The 18739-nt window shown below is 37.9% G+C and carries 18 protein-coding genes; 13 read left to right on the top strand and 5 right to left on the bottom strand.

The genetic code is table 11. The features are described from left to right. Positions 1–63: 63 nt before the first annotated feature. Complete coding sequence (gene carB, locus SJY37_RS15090) at positions 64–2916, bottom strand: carbamoyl-phosphate synthase large subunit (RefSeq protein ID WP_298327105.1); 2853 nt, start codon at positions 2914–2916, stop codon at positions 64–66. 106 nt (positions 2917–3022) lie between these two features. Then, positions 3023–3184, bottom strand: a complete 162-nt coding sequence (rpmH, locus tag SJY37_RS15095) for a 50S ribosomal protein L34 (protein ID WP_013751688.1) — start codon at positions 3182–3184, stop codon at positions 3023–3025. A 199-nt stretch (positions 3185–3383) separates the two neighbouring features. Here rpmH and SJY37_RS15100 point away from each other — a divergent pair, with 199 nt between their 5' ends. From SJY37_RS15100 to uvrB, 3 genes are all read left to right on the top strand, one after another. After that, on the top strand, positions 3384–3965 hold the full coding sequence (locus SJY37_RS15100; protein ID WP_298327102.1) for a DUF2892 domain-containing protein: 582 nt from the start codon (positions 3384–3386) through the stop codon (positions 3963–3965). A gap of 86 nt (positions 3966–4051) precedes the next feature. Further along, the gene (locus SJY37_RS15105) at positions 4052–5230 is read left to right on the top strand and encodes an aspartate aminotransferase family protein (RefSeq protein ID WP_298327099.1); all 1179 of its coding nucleotides are present in this window, start codon (positions 4052–4054) and stop codon (positions 5228–5230) included. A gap of 108 nt (positions 5231–5338) precedes the next feature. Continuing rightward, positions 5339–7339, top strand: coding sequence for an excinuclease ABC subunit UvrB (uvrB, locus tag SJY37_RS15110; RefSeq protein WP_298327096.1), 2001 nt, complete (start codon positions 5339–5341; stop codon positions 7337–7339). A 54-nt stretch (positions 7340–7393) separates the two neighbouring features. Here uvrB and SJY37_RS15115 read toward each other — a convergent pair whose 3' ends face one another. Both SJY37_RS15115 and SJY37_RS15120 read right to left on the bottom strand, forming a co-directional pair. Continuing rightward, positions 7394–7828, bottom strand: a complete 435-nt coding sequence (locus SJY37_RS15115) for an Hsp20/alpha crystallin family protein (protein WP_298327093.1) — start codon at positions 7826–7828, stop codon at positions 7394–7396. A 120-nt stretch (positions 7829–7948) separates the two neighbouring features. Next, positions 7949–8344, bottom strand: coding sequence for a TerB family tellurite resistance protein (locus tag SJY37_RS15120; protein WP_298327090.1), 396 nt, complete (start codon positions 8342–8344; stop codon positions 7949–7951). Positions 8345–8503: 159 nt separating this feature from the next. Here SJY37_RS15120 and SJY37_RS15125 point away from each other — a divergent pair, with 159 nt between their 5' ends. The 8 genes from SJY37_RS15125 to SJY37_RS15160 all read left to right on the top strand — a co-directional run bounded on the left by SJY37_RS15125 (position 8504) and on the right by SJY37_RS15160 (position 16531). Continuing rightward, positions 8504–9877, top strand: a complete 1374-nt coding sequence (locus SJY37_RS15125) for an amidohydrolase family protein (RefSeq protein WP_298327088.1) — start codon at positions 8504–8506, stop codon at positions 9875–9877. Between the two features lie 134 nt (positions 9878–10011). Next, the gene (locus SJY37_RS15130) at positions 10012–10704 is read left to right on the top strand and encodes a fumarate hydratase (RefSeq protein WP_298327085.1); all 693 of its coding nucleotides are present in this window, start codon (positions 10012–10014) and stop codon (positions 10702–10704) included. After that, complete coding sequence (locus SJY37_RS15135; RefSeq protein WP_298327081.1) at positions 10704–11420, top strand: DUF3307 domain-containing protein; 717 nt, start codon at positions 10704–10706, stop codon at positions 11418–11420. The genes SJY37_RS15130 and SJY37_RS15135 overlap by 1 nt, the downstream gene beginning before the upstream one ends. An 82-nt stretch (positions 11421–11502) precedes the next feature. Then, complete coding sequence (locus SJY37_RS15140; protein ID WP_298327078.1) at positions 11503–12999, top strand: S10 family peptidase; 1497 nt, start codon at positions 11503–11505, stop codon at positions 12997–12999. 217 nt (positions 13000–13216) lie between these two features. Next, the gene (locus SJY37_RS15145; RefSeq protein WP_298327075.1) at positions 13217–13756 is read left to right on the top strand and encodes a CPBP family intramembrane glutamic endopeptidase; all 540 of its coding nucleotides are present in this window, start codon (positions 13217–13219) and stop codon (positions 13754–13756) included. Between the two features lie 3 nt (positions 13757–13759). Continuing rightward, positions 13760–14269 carry a GNAT family N-acetyltransferase gene (locus tag SJY37_RS15150; protein WP_298327072.1) on the top strand — a complete coding sequence of 170 codons (510 nt, stop codon included), beginning with the start codon at positions 13760–13762 and terminating at the stop codon, positions 14267–14269. After that, the gene (locus tag SJY37_RS15155; RefSeq protein WP_298327069.1) at positions 14266–15702 is read left to right on the top strand and encodes an L-serine ammonia-lyase; all 1437 of its coding nucleotides are present in this window, start codon (positions 14266–14268) and stop codon (positions 15700–15702) included. The genes SJY37_RS15150 and SJY37_RS15155 overlap by 4 nt, the downstream gene beginning before the upstream one ends. A gap of 79 nt (positions 15703–15781) precedes the next feature. Continuing rightward, positions 15782–16531, top strand: a complete 750-nt coding sequence (locus SJY37_RS15160; RefSeq protein ID WP_298327066.1) for a hypothetical protein — start codon at positions 15782–15784, stop codon at positions 16529–16531. Positions 16532–16544: 13 nt separating this feature from the next. Here SJY37_RS15160 and SJY37_RS15165 read toward each other — a convergent pair whose 3' ends face one another. Then, on the bottom strand, positions 16545–17054 hold the full coding sequence (locus SJY37_RS15165) for a nuclear transport factor 2 family protein (protein ID WP_298327063.1): 510 nt from the start codon (positions 17052–17054) through the stop codon (positions 16545–16547). Between the two features lie 60 nt (positions 17055–17114). Between SJY37_RS15165 and panB the strand changes: the two genes are divergently transcribed. Next, positions 17115–17933 (top strand): 3-methyl-2-oxobutanoate hydroxymethyltransferase, encoded by an 819-nt coding sequence (gene panB, locus SJY37_RS15170; protein WP_013751674.1) that lies wholly within the window; start codon positions 17115–17117, stop codon positions 17931–17933. A 100-nt stretch (positions 17934–18033) separates the two neighbouring features. Further along, positions 18034–18732: an RluA family pseudouridine synthase gene (locus SJY37_RS15175; protein WP_298327059.1), complete on the top strand. Its 699-nt coding sequence runs from the start codon at positions 18034–18036 to the stop codon at positions 18730–18732. The last annotated feature ends 7 nt before the right edge of the window (positions 18733–18739 follow it).

Raw genomic sequence — 18739 nt, forward strand, 5'->3', positions numbered from 1 at the left:
TGTTTAGCACAAAAAAGCCTACTTAATCAAGTAGGCTTTTTTAAAATTATTCCGAGATAATATTTAATTACTCAAGTACATTTTTCTACGAGCATATAAATCATAAAATGCATCATCTCTTAAGTTGTCAATAAAGAGTATACTTTCTCCAGTACTCTTCATTTCTGGTCCTAAGTTTTTATTCACATTAGGAAATTTATTGAAAGAGAATACTGGTTGCTTGATCGCATATCCTTCTAGTTGCGGGTTAAAAGTAAAGTCCTTTACTTTTTTAGCTCCTAGCATCACCTTAGTAGCATAATTCACATAAGGTTCTTTGTAAGCCTTAGCAATAAATGGAACCGTACGAGATGCACGAGGATTTGCCTCTATAATAAACACCTTATCATCTTTAACAGCAAATTGGATGTTTATAAGACCTACCGTATCAAGAGCTAGTGCAATTTTTCTAGTGTGATCTTTTATTTGCTCCATTACAAGATCTCCCAGGTTAAAAGGAGGCAAGGTAGCGTTAGAGTCACCAGAGTGAATACCACACGGTTCTATGTGCTCCATAATACCGATGATGTAAACATCTTCGCCATCACAAATAGCATCTGCCTCTGCCTCTATAGCTCCATCTAAGTAGTGATCTAATAGTAATTTATTGTTAGGGATTTTACGAAGTAAATCTACTACGTGTTCCTCTAGTTCATTGTCATTTATTACAATCTTCATTCCTTGCCCTCCCAAAACATATGATGGTCTTACAAGAATAGGGTAATCAAGTTTTGCTGCTACGGCTAGAGCCTCATCTGCTGTTTCGGCGACGTCAAATTCTGGATAAGGTATATTAAGATCTTTTAAAAGTGTAGAAAAACTTCCACGGTCTTCGGCAAGGTCAAGTGCTTTATAGCTTGTTCCTAAAATTTTGATACCATAACGATCTAACTTTTCAGCCAACTTAAGAGCTGTCTGTCCTCCTAGTTGAACAATTACCCCTTCTGGTTTTTCATGACGGATAATGTCATAAATATGCTCCCAGAATACTGGCTCAAAGTAAAGTTTATCTGCAGTATCAAAATCTGTAGACACTGTTTCTGGATTACAGTTAATCATGATTGTTTCATAACCACACTCTGCAGCTGCCATTACACCGTGTACACAGCAGTAGTCAAATTCTATTCCTTGACCTATACGGTTAGGACCAGAACCTAATACGATAACCTTTTTCTTATCTGAAACAATACTCTCATTGTGAGTTGTTAATGTTCCATCTGCCAGCTCTACATCATTTTCAAAAGTAGAATAGAAATAAGGAGTTTTTGCAACAAACTCTGCTGCACACGTATCCACGAGCTTAAATGTTCGATTTACACGTAGTTCATCACGTTTAAATGTTACCTCGCTTTCTAAGCATCCTAACATGTGCGCAATCTGACGATCTGCAAAACCTTGTTGCTTAGCTTCCATTAATAAATTTCGCGGAAGCGTATCTAATTTATAAGTAGAAATTTCTTTCTCCATTGCATACATTTCCTCGTATTGCTTAAGGAACCACATGTCAATTTTAGTAATCTCATGAATACGGTTTAATGGAATACCCATCTGGATTGCATCATAGATTACAAATACACGATCCCAACTCGCATATGTAAGCTTCTCTATAATCTGGTCATAGCTTTTATAGCCTTTACCATCTGCTCCTAACCCATTACGCTTAATCTCAAGTGATTGTGTCGCTTTGTGTAATGCTTCTTGAAAAGAACGACCTATACCCATCACTTCTCCTACAGATTTCATCTGTAAGCCAAGTGTGCGATCACTTCCTTCAAACTTATCAAAATTCCAACGTGGAATTTTTACAATAACATAATCTAAGGTAGGCTCAAAAAGCGCAGATGTAGACTTAGTAATTTGATTATCCAGCTCATCAAGGTGGTAACCTATTGCTAGCTTAGTTGCAATTTTTGCAATAGGATATCCAGTAGCTTTAGATGCTAGTGCAGATGATCTTGATACACGTGGGTTAATTTCAATCGCAATAATCTCCTCTTCATTATCTGGATTTATTGCAAATTGTACATTACATCCTCCTGCAAAATCACCTATACTACGCATCATATGGATAGCCATATCACGCATTTTTTGATAAGTCACGTCAGAAAGTGTCATTGCTGGAGCTACTGTTATAGAATCTCCAGTGTGGATTCCCATAGGATCCATATTCTCTATTGCACAGATTATTACTACGTTATCATTTGCATCACGTAATAATTCTAGCTCATATTCCTTCCAGCCTAAAAGAGCCTTATCTATCATCACCTCGTGTACTGGCGATGCTTCAAGACCATGTGAAAGTAATTTATCAAAATCTTTTTCTTCAAATACAAATGAAGCTCCTGCTCCACCTAGCGTAAATGAAGAACGTATCACTAATGGAAAACCAAACTCTTGCGCAATCTCCTTTCCTTTTAAGAACGAGTTTGCACTTGCTTGTGGTGCCATCGGTATACCTATGTCGCGCATCAAGTTTTTAAACTGATCACGATCTTCTGTAATATTAATCGCAGCAATATCAACACCTATAAGTTCTACACCAAAGTCTTTCCAAATCCCTTTTTCGTCTGCCTCGATACAAAGGTTGAGTGCAGTCTGTCCACCCATTGTAGGAAGTACAGCATCTATCTGAGGATGTTCCTTTAAGATTTGAATAATTGACTTCGTATTTAATGGTAATAAATACACATGATCCGCCATTGTCGGATCAGTCATAATAGTCGCAGGGTTAGAATTGATAAGAATAGTCTCAATACCGTCTTCTCGTAAAGAACGTAAAGATTGAGATCCAGCATAATCAAATTCACACGCTTGACCAATGACTATAGGCCCTGAGCCTATAAGTAGAATCGATTTTAAGTTTTGATTTTTAGGCATTTACTTAATTTTTTTCTAATGTTTTCTAAAATTAGGAACTTACAGGGTATAAAAAAAGGTGTTGCTTAAAAAAAGCAACACCTTATATATACATCTTAAAGATGCATTATTTTTTGTGACGAGTTTCAGAAGATACACTGATTTTCTTTCTTCCTTTAGCACGACGACGTGCTAAAACTTTACGACCGTTTACTGAAGCCATACGCTCTCTAAAACCGTGTTTGTTTCTTCTTTTTCTTTTTGATGGCTGAAACGTTCTCTTGCTCATTTTGTATCTTCTTTAAGGTCTTTATAAGACCGCCTTTAATTTCTTTTTATTACAGCTCTCTAAGCTGGGCGCAAATATACGAGAAGTTTTTACTTCTGCAAATGGAAAAATGAAAATATTTTATCTCCTTTTGTATACCTTTGCAATCGCCTCACAGAGTCAGGCAAAAATAACAAATCATTCGACCTAAATACAATATATGTTCAATAAAAATATCAAACTTGTTCTTGCCCTAGCCACACTGGCCGCTGCTGTATGGCAGTTTATTGAAAATGAAATAGGAAACGGCATCATGCTCTTACTATTAATGGGAATATTTATATTCTTATACTTTAAGAACGAAATTATACTCCTAGCCTTCTTACGCCTACGTAAACAAGACTTCCCTGGAGCACAAAAATGGCTCGAAAAGATTAAAAACCCAACCACTGCACTCGTAAAAAAGCAAGAAGGATATTACAATTACCTACAAGGATTAATGGTATCACAAACTAATATGAGCCTTGCCGAAAAATATTTTAGAAAAGCTATAGAGCTAGGTTTATCTATGGACGCAGATCTTGCAATGGCAAAACTGAGCCTTGCAGGTATAGCAATGAGCAAAAACCGCAAGCGAGAAGCACAAGTTCTTATGAAGGAAGCAGAGTCTCACGATAAGCACAATATGCTAGGTGAACAACTCAAAATGATGAAAGAAAATATGAAACGTGCGGGTAACCAACCTAAACAACAGTATGGACAGCGCACATCTGCCCGTGCTGGAAGAAGACAAGGGAGATAACATCGTCCTTAGTATTATTTAGAAAAACGTGTATTTGATTTCGCTTTCGCGAAAATTTGAGATTTCCCAGTGTCATCTACTATTATATGAAATCAGATTTCCTCACCTACCAAGCGCAAACCACTCCGCATCCACTAGCGATGGAAGTAGCACGTGCAGAAGGAAGCTATATATATGACACTACAAACAAAAAATATCTAGATTTTGTCGCTGGAGTTTCTGCTTGCAGCTTAGGACATCAACATCCTAGAGTAAAAAAAGCAATTACAGATCAGCTCGATAAATATTTACACGTAATGGTTTATGGAGAATACGCACAATCTCCAGCCGTACAACTCACAAAACTTCTCGCACAACACCTTCCTGAGCCACTAGAGAGCACGTATCTCGTAAATAGCGGCACAGAAGCGATAGATGGAGCTATAAAACTCGCAAGACGAGCAACAGGAAGAACAGAAATAATTGCTGCCGTAGATGCATATCACGGTAATAGCTATGGAGCGTTAAGCTTGATGAGTAATGAAGAGCGCACTGCGCCCTTCCGCCCTATGATAGGTGATGTCGCTTTTATTAAGTTTAATTGTGAGCGTTATCTTGAGCGTATAACAGAAAAAACTGCAGGTGTTGTCCTCGAGACAATTCAAGGTGGAGCTGGTTTTATAGAGCCTACTCATAATTTTCTAGCAAAAGTGAAAGCACGATGTCAGAAAGTTGGCGCCCTACTGATTTTGGACGAAATTCAGCCAGGAATGGGTCGCACTGGCAAACTCTTCGGTTTTGAGCATTATAATGTGACTCCAGATATTCTTGTTACTGGCAAAGGATTAGGTGGAGGTATGCCTATAGGCGCTTTTACCGCTTCACAAGAGATCATGTCTTTGCTTTCAGATAATCCAAAACTTGGTCATATCACCACTTTTGGCGGTCATCCAGTAATTGCGGCTGCTGCACTTGCCACACTTCAAGAAATTACAGAGAGCGACCTAATGCAAGAAGCATTAGAAAAAGAACAATTAATTAGATCACTACTAGTTCACCCGCTTATTACAGAAATACGTGGCCGCGGACTCATGCTTGCTGCAATGACACCTTCGGCAGAGATTGCTTCTGAAGTTATCCTCAAATGCCAAGATCGCGGATTGATTTTATTCTGGCTACTTTTTGAAAGTACTGCCATAAGAATCACACCTCCACTCACCATTTCTACAGATGAAATCAAGGAAGGTTGTGAGATACTTTTAGGTGCTTTGAACGAGGTTCACTAGGCACTTTACCTGTAAATAGCATAAGTTTCATTTTTTCTAACATTTCATTGGGAGTGTCACGCTTTCGCGAAAGCGTAAAAACTCGTAATTTTATAAAAAATTCTGCTCTTGAAATTTAAACTTGAATCACCCTTTAAACCTACTGGCGATCAGCCCACTGCTATTAAATCATTAGTAGACGGTGTAAACGCAAATGAAGCCTACCAAACACTGCTAGGTGTGACCGGAAGTGGAAAGACATTTACCGTGGCAAACGTGATTCAAGAAACGCAAAAACCCACACTGGTTCTTGCGCATAACAAAACACTTGCTGCCCAGTTATACAGCGAGTTTAAAGCATTTTTTCCAAATAATGCCGTAGAGTATTTTGTTTCCTACTATGATTACTACCAGCCAGAAGCATTTATCCCTTCCTCTGGAGTTTATATTGAAAAAGATCTTTCTATTAATGAGGAGATAGAAAAAATGCGATTGAGCACCACTACTTCCCTACTCTCAGGGAGGCGCGATGTGATTGTGATAGCTTCGGTTTCTTGTTTATATGGTATAGGAAACCCTGCCGAGTTTCAAAAAAACATTATTGAGATTAAGCAAGATCAAGTAATCGCCCGCACCATGTTTCTTAAGAAACTAGTGCAAAGTTTATATTCTAGAACGGAAAGTGAGTTTAACCACGGAAATTTCAGAATTAAAGGAGATACCGTAGAGGTTTTTCCTGGGTATGCAGATATGGCGTTTAGAATTCACTTTTTTGGTGATGAGATTGAGGAGATTGAAGCCTTTGATCCAGCATCTGCAGAAGTAATTGAGAAGTACTCGCAATTGCGCATCTACCCTGCAAATATGTTTGTGACCTCGCAAGATGTACTCCAAGGAGCTATAAATCAAATAGGCGAGGATCTTACAAAGCAAGTTGGCTTTTTTGAAGGTGTAGGTAAACATCTAGAAGCAAAACGCCTTGATGAGCGAACAAATTTTGACCTTGAGATGATACGCGAACTTGGGTATTGCTCAGGAATAGAGAATTACTCAAGATATCTTGATGGACGTGAGCCAGGTACTAGACCGTTCTGTTTATTAGACTTTTTTCCAGACGACTATTTAATGGTGGTAGATGAAAGTCACGTAACTGTCTCTCAAGTAAGTGCTATGTATGGAGGTGATAGAAGTAGAAAAGAAAACCTAGTAGAATACGGCTTTAGACTTCCTGCAGCAATGGATAACAGGCCTCTTAAATTTGAGGAATGGGAAGCTATGCAGAACCAAGTTATCTACGTATCTGCAACTCCCGCAGATTATGAATTACAGAAAACGGAAGGAGCCTATGTAGAGCAAATCATTAGACCTACAGGCTTACTAGATCCTATCGTAGAAGTACGTCCATCCCTTAACCAGATAGATGATCTTATAGAAGAAATCACAAAAGTCACGGCTCGTGATGAACGTATTCTAGTCACTACCCTTACCAAGCGTATGGCAGAGGAACTTACAAAATATCTAACGCGAATCGACATAAGAACCCGCTATATACACTCTGATGTAGACACGCTAGAACGTGTAGAAATCATGCAAGATTTGCGTAAAGGATTATACGATGTACTTGTGGGTGTAAACTTATTAAGAGAAGGACTGGATCTTCCTGAAGTTTCCCTTGTAGCAATTCTAGATGCAGATAAAGAAGGTTTTTTACGTAGTAACAGATCACTCACACAAACGATAGGTCGTGCTGCCCGTAACATAAACGGTAAGGCGATTATGTATGCAGATAAAATTACTCGCTCTATGCAAGAAACCATAGACGACAGTAATTATCGCAGACAAAAACAAATAGACTACAATACCAAGCACGGATTGAGCCCGATGGCAATTAAAAAATCGTTGGATAATGCGATGACTCAAAAAGAAGCTTATAAAATAGAAGCCGAAGAACTTGTAAACCTAGCTGCCGAAGATGCGCAAGAGTATCAAACAAGGCCGCAGATTGAAAAGAAAATAAGAAGCACTCGTAAGGCTATGGAAGCTGCTGCAAAAGAACTAGACTTTATGCAGGCTGCAAAGCTCAGAGATCAAATTAAGGTCTACCAAGATAAACTTAAGGAACTCGCATAAATAAGAAAGGGTCTCCTTACGGAAACCCAATCTCAAACTAACCAACTTAAATTGTTATGCTATCTCGATTAATCGAGATGGCTGCACACGAGCTTCCTCACGCTTAGGCAATCCTATTGCAAGAATTCCATCTACGTACTCGGCTGTTATTTTTGCTGTATTTACAGACTCAGGTAAGTTGAACGAGCGCTTAAACGAAGTGTAATTAAATTCTCTTCTCGTAAATTTCTGAGTTTCTCCAGTCTCTTCATCTTTCTTAATTTCAGTAGAGATTGTGAGCAAATCATTATCTAACTGAATATTAAAGTCTTCTTTCTTGAGACCCGGAGCAGCTACTTGTACCGTAAAGGAATCGTCCTTCTCTATAATATTTACAGAAGGTGTTGCAGTTGCAAATGTGTTTGTTCTTCCACCTAGCCAGTCAGTATTCAATAATTCTTCAAAAACTGATGGTAAATATGGAGCTGTATTTTTTCTAACTAAAGTCATAATTATAAATTTAAAGTTTAACTGATTCTGCTATGGGTTAGGCAAATTCAGTTCCAATGTAAATTTTATGACTTTTTGACCGATTTATAGAATTTAATGCTGCCTTTTTGTCAATTAGCGTTAGTTGTAGAATCTTTTAAAAATCTCAACAAGACGATGAGAAGGAATTATTTTATGCTCATAATCTCCCATTTCACTTAGGATTTGCTGCACTGCTTCTGCCCGTATACCTAGCTTTAGCCCGTAATTGCGTAGCGTGTCAATTTCTACAAATTGAGTTTCCTCATCTACATTCATCACCAATAGAAGCCTATGAAACTGCGTGAGGCGTTGCATTTCTGTCTTATACACCATCTTATCTTGAGGACTTTTTACAAGCGCATCAACCTCATCTTTTGATATTCCCATGCGTCTTGCAACCATAAGTATAAAATCATACTCGCGTTCATGTAAGTGATTATCTGCTTTTGCCATGAGCAACATATCAGATATAATTTGGAGATTTTCGGAGTTCATAGTATTTCTTTAAAGCGCAATGTAATTGATAATTTAGAGCGAGCGACATCCCTCCTATTAATAGTTGGCTATTTTGTAATTTTAAGACTTAGCTTTGAGGAACTACGCTTTCGCGAAAGCGTAACACTAAAACCACCTAAAACAGACACCATCAATCACATGAAGTATATATACTCAACCATAGCGATACTTTTACTACTAGTAAGTTGCAAGCCTAAGGGCACAAAACTAGCGTATGATCTCAAGATAAGCAATGTCTCCATTATAGACGAAAATGGAGCGCTAAGTAGTAATAAAAATGTGTATCTCAGTAATGATTCGATCTATAAAATTGAAGAGGTAAGCACACTATCGGATGATAAAGATGGTAATATAATAGACGGTAGTGGTAAGTTTTTACTTCTTGGGTTTTGGGATAATCACACTCATTTTCGCGGAGGCGAAGCTCTTATTCCGCAAAATGAAAAATTTCTTGAACAATTTATAAAATATGGAATTACAACGGTGCGCGATGCTGGAGGCGATCTCACTACCCAAGTACAGCAATGGAATGAAGAAATAAAAAATAAAAAGCGCATGGGTCCTACCATTTACACATCTGGACCTAAACTAGATGGAAAGAATGCTCGCTGGGCAGGTTCTATAGGCGTGAATACAGACGATGAGATAAGCAAAGCCCTAGATTCTTTGCAGCAACTAGGCGTCGATTATGTAAAACTTTATGATAGTACAATCGCTAGAGATACCTACCTATCTATTATAACACAAGCCGAAGAGCGCGGAATGATTACCTCTGGACACATGCCTTTTACAGTAACACTAGATGAAACTATAGCTGCTGGAATTGATAATATTGAACACCTCTATTATATTTTAAAAGGATGCTCTTCTCGTGAAAAAGAGATCACTCAAGACATAAAAGATGGAAAGCTAGGGTTCTGGGGAAGCATGGAACAGCTTATAGCAAGCTATGATGAGGAGGCAGCACAAAGTACTTTTGAGAAATTAAAAAGCAACAATGTGTACGTCACTCCTACTTTATACATAGGCGATGTGCTGAGTTATATGGACGAAGTAAATCACAGCGATGATGCTTATTTAAAAACGCTAGATGCAGATTTTATAGCCACTTATGAAGGGAGGAATAAAGGTGCTCTGAATGCTAGTCCAAAAGCTAAACAAGACAGGAAAGAGCTACAGCAATTTTTTCTAAATCTCGTTGCTTCATTAGACAAAGCTGGAGTTAATCTCCTTTCGGGATCAGATAGTGGCGCTTTCAACTCTTACACTTACCCAGGACCATCGTTACATGGAGAGTTAGAAGAAATGGTAAGGGCTGGCATCTCTCCAGCAAATGCAATTGCAACGATGTATCAAGGTGCAAATTTTTTACACAAGAAAGGCTATCATCTAGCTGCAGGTAACAAAGCAGATTTAGTGTTGCTTAATAGTAATCCGCTACTAGACATAAGCGCTACACAAGATATACATCTGGTTATTAAGAATGGTACAATCGTACATACTGAAAAATAGATTTATAAGCTTATTCACTTATAAATATACTTTATAAGCATATACACTTATAAATACACTCTATAAGCTTATTTACTTATAAATGTATTCTATAAGCATATTTGCTTATATTTGATTATTAAAGCATTCAAAAGGTGGATTATACCAATCATATAGTAATTTCTGGTGATTTTATTGCCTACACAAGTTTAAGCACGGACGAAAAGAAAACGCTCGAACAGCAGCTCTTACAGCTATTTCAGCAACTAGAAACGAAGTACGACACGTTCTCTAGACTCATTAAAGGAGATTATCTTGAGTGTGTAGTTCCAGATCCCCAAAATGGACTAGCCGTAGCGCTCGCTATCAAAACATTTATAAAGTCCTTAGAAATTGAGGAAAAAGTAGAAAATAATAGAACAAGAGTTTTTCAAACCTATAGCATACGCCTTGCCATGGGTTTAGGCAGGCTAGATAGATTTAATAGAGAAGAAAACATTATAGATGGCGATGCTATCTACAGGAGTGGTCGCGCCATAAGTAGTGAGAGCACTCACAATAAGGAGCGTATGGTTATAAAAAATACGCTATTCTTTAGCTCTATAAATGAAGAACTTAATCTCAACATAGATGCGATTATCTCATTACTAGATCACTTACTAGCACGAGCAACCAGCAGACAAAGCGAGGTCTTATTTCTAAAAATCATGGGTAATAGTGAAAAGGTTATCGCAAAAAAACTAGGCGTAAGTCAGTCTTCTATTAACCAGCACTCCACAGCCTCTGGATGGAATGGAATGGACAAAGCCATCAGGTATTTTAATCACACTTTAAGTAAGATTTCATAATGGATATAGCAACTCTCATCGCCCTACAGACCATAGGTCACCTGCTAGCAGATTATACCTTTCAATCTAAGAAAACTGCAAAGTCAAAGGCAAAAAAAGGCTTTAAAAGCAAACATCTCAAGTGGCATATTCTCACCGTGTTTATTGCTTCTTTTATCACCTCTCTCGATTATAGGTTTCTACCTTGGGCAATAGCAATCGCTGGTATACACTGGATTATTGACGGATTAAAACCTCAATTACTTAACAGTAAATGGCTGCATAAAGGTGCATTCTTTATAGATCAATTACTTCACATCATCACGTATGTGGTAGCAAGTGTTCTTTATGTAAATATCTTGGGATGGCAACCACTTATGCTTGATGCCTCCTACTTTTCACTTATATGCCTTATTGCTATGTTTCTCCTTTGTACAAAGCCGGCAAACATTGTGATAAAAGAGATTTTCAATCTATTCTCGGTTTCATTTACAGAAAAATCACAAGACCTACCTAATGCTGGCCGACTCATAGGTATCACAGAAAGATGGCTAGTACTTGTGCTTATCATCGTAGGGCAGTTCAGTGCTGTAGGGTTTTTGATTACTGCAAAATCTATCTTAAGGTTTAAAGATGGTGACTATCTCAAAACAGAATATGTTTTGATAGGTACTATGTTGAGCTTTGCCATTGCGATTGGGTGTGCATTATTATACACACTATTTATCGCGCCATAGCATATTCGTTAAAAACATTTTTATTCTCTTATGTTTAGCTACTAGATGCTATTTTTATAAGTACAACCAAAATTTACAATCCATGTATTTCAAACACATTCTCACGGGTATCATTGTTGTTTCCGCTTTCGCGAAAGCGTATTCTCAAAAAGTCTCGGTTCCTGTAGATACCACCATCGTATCAAGTCATTCTATCACTATTAAAGGAAAAACGATTCCGTATACAGCTACAGCTGGTTTTCAACCAGTCTGGGATGATAAAGGAATGCCTGTTGCGAGTTTATTATACACCTATTACAAACGTTCTGATATTAAAAATGATGAGACTAGACCTTTAGTTATTTCTTTTAACGGTGGTCCAGGATCTGCATCTGTATGGATGCACATTGCTTATACAGGCCCACGCATCCTTAAAATAGATGACGAAGGTTTTCCTGTACAACCTTACGGCATAAAGAGTAACCCTAATTCGATTCTAGACGTAGCAGATATCGTATTTGTAAATCCTGTAAATACTGGCTACAGCCGAATGCTGCCTAATGAAAAAGGAGAAATGCCAGACTCTAAACAGTTTTTTGGGGTAAATGCAGATATTAAATATCTAGCCGACTGGGTAAATACTTTTGTTACAAGAAATAATCGCTGGCGTTCTCCTAAATTTTTAATAGGCGAAAGTTATGGTACCACCCGCGTATCTGGACTTGCCGCCGAACTTCAAGATAGTAAATGGATGTTTATTAATGGGGTGGTACTAGTATCTCCTACAGAAATAGGTTTTGATTTTGATGGACCGGTAGAAGTTGCAAACCGTCTTCCTTACTTTACAGCTGCTGCATGGTATCACAATATGCTACCTCCAGCACTACAGCAAAAAGACCTAACAGAAGTACTTGCCGAAAGTGAAAACTATGCCGTAAACGAACTCTTACCACTACTGGTGAAATCTGGCTATCTAGAAGCAGATAAAAAAGAGGCTGCTATTAAAAAAATGGCGTATTACTCTGGACTCTCAGAAACTACCATAAGACAAAACAACCTTGAAGTTCCTTTTAATTACTTCTGGAAGGATTTATTGAGAAACCGCGACGGACTTACCATAGGACGTCTTGATTCTCGTTATAAAGGACTAGACGTAAAAGAAGCTGGTGATGGACCAGATTACAATAGTGAGCTTACCTCATGGTTACATTCTTTTACTCCAGCGATCAACTACTACTACAGTCAAGAATTAGGATTAAAAACAGATCTTAGTTATAATATGTTTGGACCAGTGCGTCCTTGGGATCGTTCTAATAACAATACTGGCGCAAGTTTACGCAAGGCAATGGGTGTAAACCCTAACCTCAACGTAATGATACAAAGTGGTTATTATGATGGCGCAACTACTTATTTTAATGCAAAATATGTAATGTGGCAACTTAACGCAAGTGGTAAATTATCTGATAGATTGAGCTTTAAAGGCTACAGATCTGGGCATATGATGTACCTGCGCAATGAAGATCTTATCAATGCAAATGACGATTTACGTGATTTTATCAAAAAATCTTCTGTGGGTATTGAAAATGGAGCAAAGCATTAAAGAAATCCCGAAAGGATTTTCATATAATTTAATAAATACAGCCCTTGACAAAAATTATTCAAGGGCTGTTTAATAATATATAGCTATCAACAAGACCACTACCCTTATTAAATACTACCTCTACCTCTGGGGATTATACATTATCTTCTTTACAATATTCGGGATCCTTAAAACTCAGTTTCCAGAGATATTTGAACGAGACTATGAGCAATCTACTTTGCGCGAATTATTGAAGAATAATCCGCTTAAGTTATTTGTACTGGCGGTACTATTTGCTCCTATTATTGAGGAAATGATGTTTCGTACACTTATAAAGCCAAGTCACTCAGACATCATACTCCTGCTCTGCTCTTGGCCGCTCTTTTATTCAAATAAATTTATACCTGCAGATGTACACTGGGTAATAAAACTTGGATTCATAGCTATCTTCTTATTTACTGTATTCACCATTCTCAAACAACTCATACCAGAGCAGCGTACTCTTAAAATACGTAACTTCTTATCACGTCACGCTATGGTTGTTCTTATTGTGAGTTCGCTACTTTTCGGCATGGTGCACATCAATAATTATGTAGACACCTTTGTACTTAATGCAGCACTTATCGCACTCATTATCCCGAGAATTATTTCAGGATTTATGATGGGATTACTTAAAATTAAGAATAAAAATATCGCTTGGCCTATGGCGCTTCATGCGATGAATAATGGTTTTGTAATCATCATTTTGATATTCTCTAAAACAATGGAAAATTCTTAAACAATGATTGTCACGCCTATAAAAAATAGCGAACTAGACGTCCTACAAGATCTTGCAATACGAACCTATTCAGCAGCATTTGCTCATAAAAACAAACCTGAAGTCATCGCAAGTTATTATGAGTACGCTTTCGCGAAAGCGCACCTCAACAAACAATTATCTAATGAGGACTCGCTGTGGTTCTTTGCTCGTGACAATGATACTATTATAGGGTACCTAAAGTTGAATGTTAATCAGGCTCAAACAGAATTCCAAGAGCCTAATGGACTAGAAATAGAACGTATTTATATAGACACTCCTTACTTGCGCAAGGGTTATGGGAAACGGCTTATAGATTTTTCGATTATCAAAGCGAGACAGCTTAAAAAAAACTACATTTGGCTTGGCGTTTGGGAGGAAAATCCAGACGCAATAACATTCTACAAAAAACAAGGTTTTATCATCACAGGCACTCATGATTATGATATGATTGCAGAGATTCAAACCGACTATATAATGACGCTTGAAATATGAATAAGCAAATAGAATCCATCTCCGTATTTGATATGCTTAAAATAGGCGTGGGACCTTCAAGTTCTCACACGCTCGGACCTTGGCGTGCAGCAAAACGCTTTATTAAAAAATTAAAAGACACTAATAAATTTGAGATGGTTTCTACTATAAAAGTAGACCTTTATGGATCGCTATCTCTTACTGGCAAAGGCCATGCTACAGATGTCGCCGTGATTATGGGCCTTACAGGTGCAGACCCACAAACCTGTAATATAGATGAAATCCCTACTACTGTAGATCACATAAAACTTTTTAGACGTCTTGACCTCGATGGCGAATTCACCTTTGACTTCAACCCTAATGAGGATATCGTATTTAATAGAAAATTTTTACCCTTTCACCCTAACGGGATACGATTTACTGCAACCTTAACTAATGATAAGAAGGTAAGAGAAAAATATTATTCCATAGGTGGAGGCTTTGTTGTACAAGAAGAACGCAAACGTGCTGAACGCAAGAAAATAGAATTTGAATGTTTCCCTAGACCGGTAGAAAAAGCTACAGACCTACTCAAGTTCTGTAAGCAAGAAGGAAAACCTATCTCTCAAATCGTATTAGAAAACGAGCTTTACCTCCACACAGAAGAGGAAATTAATGAACGTTTTAAACAAATATGGGATGTGATGCTAGACTCCATGTACATAGGTTGTCACACAGAGGGAACATTACCTGGCGGACTAAATGTACGAAGAAGAGCATATGATTCTCATTTAAAACTTCAAAAAAACACCAATTATACAGATAAGTATGAGTGGATAAAAGCGATACGAAGTCAAGAGGTACGCTTTCGCGAAATATTGAAGTGGGTATCTTGTTTTGCTCTTGCAGTAAATGAGGTAAATGCATCTCTAGGACGCGTGGTTACCGCTCCTACTAATGGCAGCGCAGGAGTGATCCCTTCGGTACTGATGTACTACATCGTTATAGAAAATCACGATGCAAATTTTGAAGATATTAAAAGGTTCCTTCTCGTAGCAGGTGAGGTAGGAAGCTTATTTAAAAAAGGAGCAACCATCTCTGCAGCAATGGGTGGATGTCAAGCAGAAATAGGAGTATCTAGTGCCATGGCAGCAGCTGGTCTTACAGAACTCATGGGCGGAAGCCCAGAACAAGTTCTCATGGCTGCAGAGATCGCTATGGAACATCACTTAGGCCTCACTTGTGATCCTATAGGAGGTCTCGTACAGATTCCTTGTATAGAACGTAACGCCATGGGAGCAATCAAAGCTATTAATGCTTGTGAAATGGCTCTAGATGGAGATGCTGCAAATGCTAAGGTTCCTCTAGATAAAGTGATTGACACTATGTGGCAAACTGCTCAAGATATGAACACCAAGTATAAAGAAACCTCAGAAGGTGGTCTGGCTATTAATGTAGCAATGGCAGATTGTTAAGAGTGCTTTTATAAATACAACGCAACCTTATGGTGGAAAATGCATCTTTATAGAGAATCCTCACTAAATCCTACCTTAAATGAGAATTACTACAAGCGCGCTGGTCATTATCTTATGTTGCATTCAAACACTACAAGCACAGACCACTCGTGAAGAAAAGAAAGCGATACGCGTTGAAAAACGTGTAAAAAAAATTGAGCGCAGGGATAGCATCTCAAGGATACCCGTAAAATCATACCTAAGTCTCAGTTTAGTTAGTCCTATCACGCCTTTTCCTAGAATAAATATAGGCTACACAAAATCTCTTAATAGTCACTGGTCTGTAGGTGGTAGCGTGGGAGTAGGTTTTCAAGGCTTGCCTTATACAAATGGAGATTCAAGCAATTATAGCCTTTATGAAATACGCCCCGAAGTACTTTATTTTATAGGCAAAGGAGAGAAATATACTAATTATGTAGGCCTAGAGTTGTTTTACATAAACAGTAAAGAAACGCTAATTTCTGATACTTTTGAGCCTGTAAACGATGCAAATGGCACAGTAGATCTTATAGCTTTTGACCGTGCAGACTATCAACGTGTAAAGAATGGAGTTCTAGTAAACTTTGGAGAGTATACTCGATTATCAAATACACTTATGTTGCGTATAAACTTTGGTCTAGGCGTTCGTTTTAAGGATAATAGCTATAGCAATATTGAGAATCCCAATTTTAGAGGATTTGATTTTGAAGAAAACTTTTTATTTAGTGATACAAATCCGCGACGTGAAGAGGGGTTCTCTACTGGATTTGAGTTTAATATGGACTTTAGATTAATTTATAAGCTAGATTAAAGAATTACTCCTTCTATCCCCGCTTCTCTACACAATCCTCTCGATCTCTCGTATCTACTATATAAAAGATTTTCCAGACTCCGTTGCGTTTAAAAAGTTGGAAACTATTTGTGCCACAATGACTAAGACTACCATTAATATAAAATGAATATGGCGTCCATACATTTGCCATTTTACCATCCATTTTTATCTCATAATCTGCTATGCGCTCTTCAAAAGCAGTAGTTTCTGGTATAGAGCAAATAGATAATAGAAACTGATTAAAATCTTGCTTACTCAATTCAATCTCCCCAAGTTTCCCTTTGCCTATAGACTGCATCATAACATCTTCATGAACTACCTTTTTAATAAGTAGTGAATCCTGCTTATGGAAACCTTCAAAAAATGTTTGCACTACCTCTTTCACCTCTTGTTCTCCCTGAGGATCTTGATTTGAAGACTTGTAATAATGATTATCTGCTTTTACAAAAGCAAACAGTATAAAGACAGCAATCATTGGAACAAAAAGATATTTAAGACGCATAAAGAATGTTTAACACATAGGTATCTAATTTACTACTTTTGTAACAGAAAAAATAAACAAATGTCTACAGCCAAAAAAGAATACAAAAGAGTAACCGTAAAGTCTCTTACTGAGATGAAAGCTCGTGGAGAAAAAATATCAATGCTTACTGCCTATGATTATACCATGGCAAAAATAGTGGATGGTGCAGGTATAGATGTTATTCTCGTAGGGGATAGTGCTTCAAATGTAATGGCTGGACACGAGACCACACTACCTATTACGCTAGATCAAATGATATACCACGCCTCTTCTGTTGTGCGTGCTATTAACAGAGCTTTGGTCGTGGTAGATTTACCATTTGGTAGTTACCAGAGTGATCCTAAAGAAGCGTTACGATCTGCAATACGCATCATGAAGGAATCTGGAGGACACTCTATAAAATTAGAAGGTGGTAAAGAGGTAAAAGAAAGTATTAAGCGTATTCTTAACGCAGGAATTCCTGTAATGGGCCACCTAGGACTTACACCACAAAGTATCTATAAATTTGGTACTTATACGGTAAGAGCAAAGGAAGAAGAAGAAGCTCAAAAACTAAAGGAAGATGCACTAATGCTTCAAAAAGCAGGTTGTTTTGCACTTGTTTTAGAAAAAGTTCCTGCAAAACTAGCTCAAGAGGTTGCCGCTAGTCTTACAATTCCTGTAATTGGCATAGGCGCTGGTGCTGGTGTAGATGGTCAAGTACTAGTAACGCACGATATGGTTGGAATGACACATGAATTCAACCCACGTTTTTTGAGACGTTACCTAGATCTTCATACAGAAATGACAAAAGCATTTGAGCAATATAGCACAGATGTGAAAAATCAAAGCTTCCCTAACGAAGATGAGCAATATTAATACACCGTATTAAATTCCATTATACTCATATTATCACGCAGAGCTTCATGCGCTCGTGATAATGTGGATATAATTATAGCTTCTAAAAGAAAAACCGTCAATGAATAATACCCTCTCTACTGCAGACAACCTCAACGTTATTTATGAGGATAATCACATTATTGTGATTAATAAACGTAGTGGAGATATTGTACAGGGGGATAAAACAGGTGATGCGCCCCTAAGCGAGGTGGTAAAAAAGTATATTGCTATAAAGTATGATAAACCAGGTGCCGTTTATCTAGGAGTTGTACATAGATTAGACAGACCTACTTCTGGAATTGTTGTATTTGCAAGAACAAGCAAAGCGCTACCACGCCTCAACAAAGCCTTTGCCGAAAGAGAAACACGAAAGACCTACTGGGCGTTAGTAAAAAATCCACCACCGGCAGAGAGTGGCACTCTTATTCATTACCTAAAGAGGAATCCTAAACAAAACAAAAGCTACGCACACAAGCACGAGGTTCCAGATAGTAAAAAGGCTATCTTAGATTATAGAGTTATAAAAAAACTCAAAACCTTTTACCTACTCGAGATTGACTTGCACACTGGGAGACATCATCAGATTAGAGCCCAACTTACGGCTATAGGATCCCCTATAAAAGGCGATCTTAAATATGGTTTTGACCGCAGCAATCCTGATGGTAGTATTAGTTTGCTTTCGCGAAAGCTTACCCTCACCCACCCTGTAAAAAAGGAAGAAATGACTTTTACAGCCGAAGTTCCCGAAGGTGATGCTGTGTGGAAGGCTTGTAACTAGGGGTTTC

The organism is Dokdonia sp. R78006, from assembly GCF_042466145.1.
In the GTDB taxonomy this organism is placed as follows: Bacteria; Bacteroidota; Bacteroidia; order Flavobacteriales; family Flavobacteriaceae; genus Dokdonia.

Excerpts from the sequence above, each read along its gene's own strand:
- SJY37_RS15105 (WP_298327099.1), top strand. The coding sequence starts at position 4,052 with ATGAAATCAGATTTCCTCACCTACCAAGCGCAAACCACTCCGCATCCA.
- SJY37_RS15155 (WP_298327069.1), top strand. The coding sequence starts at position 14,266 with ATGAATAAGCAAATAGAATCCATCTCCGTATTTGATATGCTTAAAATA.
- SJY37_RS15100 (WP_298327102.1), top strand. The coding sequence starts at position 3,384 with ATGTTCAATAAAAATATCAAACTTGTTCTTGCCCTAGCCACACTGGCC.
- SJY37_RS15115 (WP_298327093.1), bottom strand. The coding sequence starts at position 7,828 with ATGACTTTAGTTAGAAAAAATACAGCTCCATATTTACCATCAGTTTTT.
- SJY37_RS15135 (WP_298327081.1), top strand. The coding sequence starts at position 10,704 with ATGGATATAGCAACTCTCATCGCCCTACAGACCATAGGTCACCTGCTA.
- rpmH (WP_013751688.1), bottom strand. The coding sequence starts at position 3,184 with ATGAGCAAGAGAACGTTTCAGCCATCAAAAAGAAAAAGAAGAAACAAA.
- SJY37_RS15140 (WP_298327078.1), top strand. The coding sequence starts at position 11,503 with ATGTATTTCAAACACATTCTCACGGGTATCATTGTTGTTTCCGCTTTC.
- panB (WP_013751674.1), top strand. The coding sequence starts at position 17,115 with ATGTCTACAGCCAAAAAAGAATACAAAAGAGTAACCGTAAAGTCTCTT.
- SJY37_RS15165 (WP_298327063.1), bottom strand. The coding sequence starts at position 17,054 with ATGCGTCTTAAATATCTTTTTGTTCCAATGATTGCTGTCTTTATACTG.
- SJY37_RS15120 (WP_298327090.1), bottom strand. The coding sequence starts at position 8,344 with ATGAACTCCGAAAATCTCCAAATTATATCTGATATGTTGCTCATGGCA.
- SJY37_RS15175 (WP_298327059.1), top strand. The coding sequence starts at position 18,034 with ATGAATAATACCCTCTCTACTGCAGACAACCTCAACGTTATTTATGAG.
- SJY37_RS15150 (WP_298327072.1), top strand. The coding sequence starts at position 13,760 with ATGATTGTCACGCCTATAAAAAATAGCGAACTAGACGTCCTACAAGAT.
- carB (WP_298327105.1), bottom strand. The coding sequence starts at position 2,916 with ATGCCTAAAAATCAAAACTTAAAATCGATTCTACTTATAGGCTCAGGG.
- SJY37_RS15160 (WP_298327066.1), top strand. The coding sequence starts at position 15,782 with ATGAGAATTACTACAAGCGCGCTGGTCATTATCTTATGTTGCATTCAA.
- SJY37_RS15125 (WP_298327088.1), top strand. The coding sequence starts at position 8,504 with ATGAAGTATATATACTCAACCATAGCGATACTTTTACTACTAGTAAGT.